Genomic DNA, 5,814 nt, shown 5'->3' with positions numbered 1-5,814 from the left:
CGCGTCAGTTGTTTATACGCGACCGCGCGTCCGACTGCCAGGGGCCCGGCTGCGCACCGGCCCGCCCCCGGGAGAACCGGCCGCCGGGCCCGCGACATCGCGGGCCCGGCGGCCGGTGCGGTCGGCCGGGTCAGCCGACCGGGTCAGCCGGCCGGGTCGCGCTCCCAGAGATAGAAGCGCTGCGCCATCGCGTCCTTCGGGGAACGCCAGGTGGCTGGGTCGTACGCGCTGACATGGGCCGTCAGCCGGTCGCTGATGTCCCGGAACTCGGGATGCCCGGCCGCCTTGGCGATGGCGGGTCCGGGGTCGCGCTCGGCCTCGATGAGGTGCAGATACACATCACCGAACTGGAAGAGGCTGCGCCGGGAGACCCCGATGAGGTGCGGCAGCTCCCCCCGGTCCGACTCCTCGAAGATCCTGGCGATGTCCGGGCCGGCGCCCGGGGCCATCCGGGCGACGATCAGGGTCTGGTGCATGGGGGTGTTCTCCGTCCGGCTCAGTCGGTCAGGTCCGGCGAGGCACCCTGCTCGGCGGCGGCCTTCTCGATGCGGTCCCGGATCAGGGCCATCTGGACCTTGGAGTTCCGGTTGATGTTGTTCGTCATCCAGTCGTCGTCGACCGGCGCGTCCGGCTTCATCGCGAAGTCCTGCGTCCACACCATCCGGGTGCCGCCCGGGACCTTCTCGTACTCCCACAGGATGTTCATGTAGGCGAAGGGCCCGGTCTCGACGCGGCGGGCCTCCACGCTGAGCGTGTCGCGGTCCGTCTCCCGTTCCGAGACCCAGCTCCACACCTTGCCGTTCTCGTCGGGGTGCATGGTCAGCCGGAACGTGACCCTGTTCCCCTCCCGGGAGAGGATCTCGGCGGTGGCGTACTCGCTGAACAGCCGGGGCCAGTTCGCGACGTCGTTGGTCATGTCCCAGACCAGGTCGACGGGGGCGCCGATGGTGATCTCGTTCTGCGTGTGTCCGGACATGTCAGGCTCCTGCCAGTAGCGCGCTGTTGACCTGTTCGAGGAACTGCCGGGGGCTCTTGCTCTTCTCCGCGTCCGGCGGCATCGGCGTGCCGTACCGGTTCTCCAGTTCGCCCACGATGCCGAGCAGACCGAGCGAGTCGATGCCGATGACGTCGAAGCCGGACTCGTACCGCTGCTTGAGTTCCTCCGGGGTGACGGTGACGCCGGCGGCCTTCTTCATCAGCTCGGACAGCTCTTCCACGGTGATGCGGTCACTCATGCGTTTTCTCCCTTGTTGGTGGGTGACGCCTCGCTACGAGGCGTCGCCGGTGCCGAGCCGGAGCACCAGCGCCGAGTTCGACCCCATGAGTCCTCGGCTGAGGACCAGCGCCGTGCGCGGCTCGGCGGCGCGGGCGCGGGTGGTGACGAGGTCGAGGTCGTGGCAGACGTCGAAGACGTTGGGGGTCGGCGGGATCACGCCGTGCTCCATCGCGAGCACCGCCGCGGCGACGTCCAGCACGGCTGCCGCGCCGTTGCCCCGGCCGACGGCGGTCTTCGGTGCCGTGACGGGGACGCGGGTGCCGTGCGGGCCGAGGGCGTCCACGATCGCCAGCGCCTCGGCACGGTCCGCCGCCGGGACGCCGAGGGCGTCGGCGAAGACCACGTCGATCTCCTCGGGGGCGCAGCCGGCCTCGTCCAGGGCCACCCGGATCGCCTCGGCCAGCCCCTCCCGGGACTCCTCCCAGCGGGAGGCGCCGGTGAACGTCGCCGCGTGGCCCGCCAGGACGGCCCGCACGGGCGCGCCCCGTTCCCGGGCCGTGCCCTCGGCCTCCACGACCAGCATGGCGCCGCCCTCGGCGGGCACGAAGCCGCAGGCCGCGGCGGTGAACGGGCGGTAGGCACGCTCCGGGTCGTCGACGGTGCTCAGCTCCTCGTAGCCGAGCTGGCAGACCACCGAGTAGGGGGCGAGCGGTGCCTCGGTCGCGCCGGCCACCATCACGTCGGTGCCGCGCCGCACGGCCCGTGCCGCGTGCGCCAGGGCGTCCAGGCCGCCGGCCTCGTCGGAGGCGATCACCCCGCAGGGGCCCTTGAAGCCGCGGCGGATGGAGATCTGGCCGGTGCTCGCGGCGTAGAACCAGGCGATGGACTGGTACGGCCCGACGAAGCGGCTGCCCTTGGACCACAGCTGCTGCAGCTCCCGCTGGCCGAACTCGCCGCCGCCGGAGCCGGCCGCGGTGACTACGCCCACGGAGAACGGCGCGGCGTCGGTCTCGGGCCGGTCGAGGCGGGCGTCGTCGAGCGCCTGGTCGGCCGCGGCCATCGCGAAGTGCGTGAACCGGTCGGTCTGGACGAGGTAGCGCTCCTCGACCGCCGACGGCGGGTCGAAGTTCCGGACCTCGCCGGCCACCCGCAGCGGCAGGTGCTCGCACCCTTCGCGGGTGACCCGGTCCAGGACGCTGATGCCCTCCCTGGTGGACTTCCAGAACGTCTCGGTGCTGGTTCCGTTGGGCGCGACCACACCGATGCCGGTGACGGCCGCGCGCCGAGGACGCCGTTCGCTCATCGTGTCTTCTCCCTCGGCAGGTTCAGGACCACCGCGGACTGGAAGCCGCCGAACCCGCTGCCCACGGAGAGGACACTGTTCAGCCGCCGCTCACGGGCGACGCGCGGGACGTAGTCCAGGTCGCACTCGGGGTCCGGGGTCTCGTAGTTCGCGGTGGGCGGGACGACCTGGTGGGTCAGGGCCAGCGCACAGGCGACGACCTCGATGGCGCCGATCGCGCCCAGGGAGTGGCCCACCATGGACTTGATGGAGCTCATGGGCGTGTCGTAGGCGTGCGCGCCGAGCGTCCGTTTGACGGCGGCCGTCTCGTGCCGGTCGTTCTGTTTCGTGCCCGACCCGTGCGCGTTGACGTAGTCGACGGCCGTGCGGTCGAGCCGGGCGTGGTCGAGGGCGTCCTCGATGGCCCGCGCCATCTCCAGGCCCTCGCTGGTCAGACCGGTCATGTGATAGGCGTTGCCGAAGGTGGCGTAGCCGCTGATCTCGCAGTACACGTGCGCGCCGCGGGCCCGGGCGTGCTCCAGCTCCTCCAGGACGAGTACGGCGCCGCCCTCGCCCATGACGAACCCGTTGCGGTCGGCGTCGAAGGGGCGGGAGGCGTGGGCCGGGTCGTCGTTGTCGGGGGAGGTGGCCTTGATCGCGTCGAAGCAGGCCATGGTGATCGGGGAGATCGGCGAGTCCGAGGCCCCGGCTATGCAGACGTCGGCCCGGCCCTCCTCGATCGTGTGGAAGGCGTACCCGACGGCGTCGAGCCCCGAGGTGCAGCCGGTGGAGACGGTCTGCACCGGTCCGCGTGCCTCGAAGCGTTCCGCCACCGTCGAGGCGAGGGTGCTGGGCGCGAACGCCCGGTGCAGATGCGGCCCGGCCTCCCGGTGGTCCACGTCCCAGCGCTGCCCGCGATGGCTGACCAGGACGTAGTCCTGCTCCAGCCGGGTGGTGCCGCCGACCGCCGTGCCCAGGGAGACCCCGACCCGCCAGGGGTTCTCCGCGGCGAGGTCGAGACCGGAGTCCCGTATCGCCTCCTCACCGGCCACCAGGGCGAACTGGATGTACCGGTCGCAGCGGGCGACCTGCTCCGCGTCCAGTCCGTGGGCCGCCGGGTCGAAGTCGCACTCGGCGGCGATCCGCGAACGCAGCCCGGAGGGGTCGAAGAACGTGATGCCGCGTGTCGCCGTGCGACCGTCGGCCAGGAGGTCCCAGAACGCCGGGACACCGATGCCGCCCGGGGCGACGATGCCTATGCCGGTGACCGCCACGCGCCTGGTCATGAGCGGACCTGAGGTCGTTCGGCCGCCCGTCCCGCGTGGGCCGCCTCCACCGCGATCGGTACGCCGTCGGCGTCCTCGGTGTCGACGTGGCCGAGCGGCGGGCTCGGGGCCAGCGGGCCGAGATGGAAGACCATGCGGGCCTCCACCTTGCCGACGTTGCGGAAGCGGTGCCGCATGTGGGCGGGGATCAGGAGCCCCTGCTCGGGCCGCAGCTCGAAGGGCTCGCCGTCCAGGTCGACCTCCAGCTGCCCGCAGACGACATAGATGAACTCCTCGGAGTACGGGTGGTAGTGCTCGGCGATGCGGTCGCCGGGCGGCACGATGGCGACGCCCATGAAACCGCTGGTGGAGCCGACGGTGGTGGGGGTGAGCATGGCGCGCAGATCGCCGCCGCGCCGAGTGTTGGGCTCGACCTCGCTGACATCCACGATTCCGGGATGGCGTTTGATCACGACGTTCCTCCGAACATGAGCTGCGTCGAAGACAGGTGATGCATCGAACAGGTGCCGCATCGACATGAGGACTTGAGGACGTGAGGACTTGAGGACTTGAGGACTTGAGGGCATGAGGGCATGAGGCGTGGCCGTCACGGCTCGGTGCCGGCGGTCAGGCGTCGGGCGTCAGGCGTCGGGCGCCCGGCGGTCGGTGACGAGTTCCATGCGGGCGACCGTGAGCAGGCGGGCGGGGGCGCCGTCCTTCGGCGAACCGTCCGAGCCGAGGGCGCCGCCGTCGAGAAGCGCCGTCAGTTCGGACGCGCGGGCGCGGTCGGTGAGACCGAGCACGGGGCCGGGGTCGTTGTCGAGCCCGCCGCGTACGTCGACCAGCCGCACCACGACGTCGTCGCGCTGGAAGATCGTGCTGCGCAACACCGGCCCCTGCGGGTCGTCCGCAGCCGCCTCGTCCTGCCGGGCGAGCAGCTCGGCCAGCCGCAGACCGCAGCCTTCACGGGCCGGGTAGTACAGCGCGTGCCGCTCGGCGTCCGGGCTCTCCTGGCCCGCCGTCACATGGTGTACGGCGGGCAGCGCCGCGCGGGTGAAGAAGACCCGGGCGGAGTCGGGGTCGTCGAGGTCCCGGTCCTGCTCCAGATAGGGGTTGAGGGCCTCTTCGACGGCCCGCACCTCGGGCTGCCGGGCGACGTGCCGCAGCGCGGCGAGCAGGTCGCCCCGTACCTCGACGGCCCGGACCACCCGGTTGCCGTGCATGAACAGGGAGGTGCGGCACAGCCGGGTGGTGTCGTCGACCTTCGGTTCCGGTGCGGCATAGTCGGCGAGGATCCTGGCGACCTTCTCCTCGCTGCCCGGCTTGACCGTGAAGGTGAGCGCGTGCCGGATCAGGCCGTCACCGATCCGGGGAGAGGTCTGGAGCCGGCGCTTGCCGGGCGCGGCGTCCACGGCCGGGCCGCCGGTCTCGCGAACGATGTGGAAGCGCAGCGAGCGGGTGTCCCGGACACAGTTGTGCAGGGGCTTCACCATCTCCACGTGTTCCTCGCTGTTCACCCAGGTGAGGAAGGGAGGGGCGCTTTCCCACTCGCTGGTGATGAGCCATTGGGAGGGGTTCTCGATGGACTGGCACAGCTGGTCGCTGACATGCCCGGGGACGGACGCGACCTGGTTGCACAGCTGCTCGTACGCCTCCAGGAACTGCTGCTGGGCCCCGTCGTAGACGTCCACCAGCAGGACGACACGGAGCCGGGAGCCGTCGAAGACGGACTGGGAGACACGCTGCGACGCCTGTCGCTTCGGCGTCTGAGAAACACGTTCGGACGTGGTGGTCATCCTGCGCACATCTCCTCGGTGGGGGGGGCAGAGACGGACGGACGTCGGCCGGATCGGCGTGACGTCGGCGTGCCTCGATCCTGGGCCCGCCCCCTCGGACGCGCGACTCGTATGCACTGCGCGGGTGACCGGTGCACCGCTCGGGTGACCGGCCGGGCCGCCACGCGGCGTGCGTGGCGGCCGCGGCGGCTATCGCGTCCGGCATGGGTCAGGCCACGCTTCCGGCCGTCTTCTTGCGGCGCGCCGCAAGAAGAC

The 5,814-nt window shown here is 71.6% G+C and carries 7 protein-coding genes; all 7 read right to left on the bottom strand.

Annotation, left to right across the window (positions count from 1 at the left end; genetic code table 11):
- Window positions 1-143: 143 nt before the first annotated feature.
- Entirely contained in the window at window positions 144-476 is a 333-nt protein-coding gene (locus tag ACFU53_RS46015) for a TcmI family type II polyketide cyclase (RefSeq protein ID WP_384006143.1), read from the bottom strand.
- Between the two features lie 20 nt (window positions 477-496).
- Complete coding sequence (locus ACFU53_RS46010; RefSeq protein ID WP_384006141.1) at window positions 497-976, bottom strand: SRPBCC family protein; 480 nt, start codon at window positions 974-976, stop codon at window positions 497-499.
- A gap of 1 nt (window position 977) precedes the next feature.
- Entirely contained in the window at window positions 978-1,235 is a 258-nt protein-coding gene (locus tag ACFU53_RS46005) for an acyl carrier protein (protein ID WP_384006139.1), read from the bottom strand.
- A 33-nt stretch (window positions 1,236-1,268) separates the two neighbouring features.
- Entirely contained in the window at window positions 1,269-2,519 is a 1,251-nt protein-coding gene (locus tag ACFU53_RS46000; RefSeq protein WP_384006137.1) for a beta-ketoacyl synthase N-terminal-like domain-containing protein, read from the bottom strand.
- Window positions 2,516-3,784: a beta-ketoacyl-[acyl-carrier-protein] synthase family protein gene (locus ACFU53_RS45995; RefSeq protein WP_384006135.1), complete on the bottom strand. Its 1,269-nt coding sequence runs from the start codon at window positions 3,782-3,784 to the stop codon at window positions 2,516-2,518. The genes ACFU53_RS46000 and ACFU53_RS45995 overlap by 4 nt, the downstream gene beginning before the upstream one ends.
- Window positions 3,781-4,236, bottom strand: coding sequence for a cupin domain-containing protein (locus tag ACFU53_RS45990; RefSeq protein WP_384006133.1), 456 nt, complete (start codon window positions 4,234-4,236; stop codon window positions 3,781-3,783). The genes ACFU53_RS45995 and ACFU53_RS45990 overlap by 4 nt, the downstream gene beginning before the upstream one ends.
- A 168-nt stretch (window positions 4,237-4,404) precedes the next feature.
- Window positions 4,405-5,559 (bottom strand): SchA/CurD-like domain-containing protein, encoded by a 1,155-nt coding sequence (locus tag ACFU53_RS45985; protein WP_384006131.1) that lies wholly within the window; start codon window positions 5,557-5,559, stop codon window positions 4,405-4,407.
- Window positions 5,560-5,814 lie beyond the last annotated feature (255 nt).

The organism is Streptomyces sp. NPDC057474 (genome assembly GCF_042802555.1).
GTDB lineage: Bacteria > Actinomycetota > Actinomycetes > Streptomycetales > Streptomycetaceae > Streptomyces.
The sequence above is the reverse complement of the archived record's forward strand: the minus strand, read 5'-3'. Positions and strand labels throughout refer to the sequence as shown.